General features: G+C 58.2%; 2 protein-coding genes and 1 tRNA gene. 1 reads left to right on the top strand and 2 read right to left on the bottom strand.

Annotated features, from left to right (window positions below; genetic code table 11):
* Window positions 1-163: 163 nt before the first annotated feature.
* Window positions 164-240 (bottom strand) — tRNA-Arg (locus ABYM29_RS15590).
* Between the two features lie 165 nt (window positions 241-405).
* Between ABYM29_RS15590 and ABYM29_RS15585 the strand changes: the two genes are divergently transcribed.
* Window positions 406-1,203 (top strand): response regulator transcription factor, encoded by a 798-nt coding sequence (locus tag ABYM29_RS15585; protein ID WP_372865711.1) that lies wholly within the window; start codon window positions 406-408, stop codon window positions 1,201-1,203.
* A gap of 13 nt (window positions 1,204-1,216) precedes the next feature.
* Here the strand turns inward: ABYM29_RS15585 and ABYM29_RS15580 are convergent.
* On the bottom strand, window positions 1,217-1,873 hold a 657-nt coding region (locus tag ABYM29_RS15580; protein WP_372865710.1), incomplete at its 5' end, for a hypothetical protein.

The raw sequence follows: 1,873 nt of genomic DNA, 5'->3' as shown, positions 1-1,873 counted from the left end.
CGCGCTTGCCGGGCGAGCCGGCCGCGGGCATTGAAGACAATCACTACAAGGTGTTTGAGCCGCGTCAGTGGCGTTTGTATGTCGGCTACAGTTATTAATAGAAAGAAAGGCGCGGGCCACAAACAAAAAATCCCCGCTGCAGGCGAGGATCTCAATAAGTCTGTGGCCCGCCCGAGAGGATTCGAACCTCTGACCTTCGCCTCCGGAGGGCGACGCTCTATCCAGCTGAGCTACGGGCGGTTTTGCAGCGCGCAACTATAGCAGAGGCGTCCGGGACTCACAATTTCGAATTGCTCACTGCGCATGGTCGCTGCTGTGTTAAAAATCGGTAATGTTTGCGCTTGCGGTTGAAAAGTCGCCAGCGGGACACTAGTTTAGTGCGGTAGTTCACAAAAAAATAAAACTATGCTGTCCACTGTATTTCTCATTGATCGTTTAAATGCCCTGTATTCCCTCGCGGCGAATCTTCCTCGACACAAGTATGAGGAGGAATTTTGCCGTCAGGTGAGTGAGGATTTTTCGCTGGCCTACTGCCAGTGGCTGGCGATTGATGCAGAGGGGAAAGCGCAGCGCGTGGCGGAACAAGCCATTGCGCCGGGCCTTGCCGAGCAGAGCTATCAGCTCGAAGACGGAGATGGCGTCGTGCAGCGGCTGGTGTTTGGTCTGCGCAAGGACTCCTACGCAATGCCCGACGAAGCCTGGCAGGCCCTGGCGCAGGGCATGGTTACCACCAAGAAAAATGTGCTGCTGCTCAGCGAGAGTCGGCTGGCGTCGGCGCCGCCCGACACCGGTGTGGCCTGGGTCGACGACAGCGGCAAACTGAGCCGCAGCTGCGCGGCCTTCGATGCCCATATCCACTCTCAGTGGCCGTCGTGGGACGGCACGTCGCTGCCGTTTAGCATTCCCGCCGCGCCCGCCGACGGCTTTGTGTGGCAGGGGCTGTATATTCGCGTGCTGCGTTTTGACGACGGCATTCGGCTGGCCGCCCACCGCGACCGCCGCAGCAACCTGCTCACCGCGCGGGAAATGGAAGTGGCGCGCTGCGTGGCCAAGGGCTGCAGCTTTAAAGAAGTGGGCGCGGCGCTGGGCATGTCGCCCTCTACCGCCTCTACCCACCTGTACAAGGTCTACGACAAGATCGGTGTGCGCGGGCGATCTGCGCTGGTGCAGTGGCTGCAGCAGCACGAAAGCGGTGCTGCCTGATTACCGGTTTGGTTTAATAAATACTCACGTACTGCAGGGCGTCGTCGCTGTAGGTCCAGCCGATACCGCTGGCATTCAAGGTCAGCTCACCCTCTCCACCCTTGGGCAATTTAAAATAGCGCGTCATGCCGGGCCAGGCATAGGCGTAAAAGGGAATGGCTTCGCCGTCCTGCCAGCGGTAGGCGTTGATATGGGCGGGTTTTTTCCCGTGGTTTTCCAAAATCAGAAAGTGGTTGTCGCCGTGGACAGCGGTCCGGTAATGGACCCGGGGCTTGGCGTTATCCTCGGTGACAAAAACCGGCAGCGAGTGAGTCAGTGAAAGCTGGGTGGTTTCTTCCTCATTCGAGTGCCAGTTCAGATTAAGCCGGAATAACCCCAGTTCGCTCACCGTGTTTTGATTGAGCGCGACGGTGACCTGCACCTTGCCGTTGGCCGGTACGCGTCGTGTCGAAGACGACAGGCTCAGCGCCCGGGTGGCCAGCATCATTTGCTCATCACTTGCAGTGGTGACGCCGCTCCCCTGCCAGGGCGTTAAATCGAAACTGAAAAACAGTGCGTGCTCGGTTTGATTGAGTACGGTGAAGATCACTTCATTATTAGATGGCGACAAGTAGGCCTCTGAAGGAATGACCGACACCGAGGCCGAGGCGTTGAGTGGCATCAGGGTCAT

Source organism: Spongiibacter sp. (assembly GCF_041602295.1).
Taxonomy (GTDB): domain Bacteria; phylum Pseudomonadota; class Gammaproteobacteria; order Pseudomonadales; family Spongiibacteraceae; genus Spongiibacter.
This window is presented reverse-complemented; position numbering and strand designations above follow the sequence as displayed.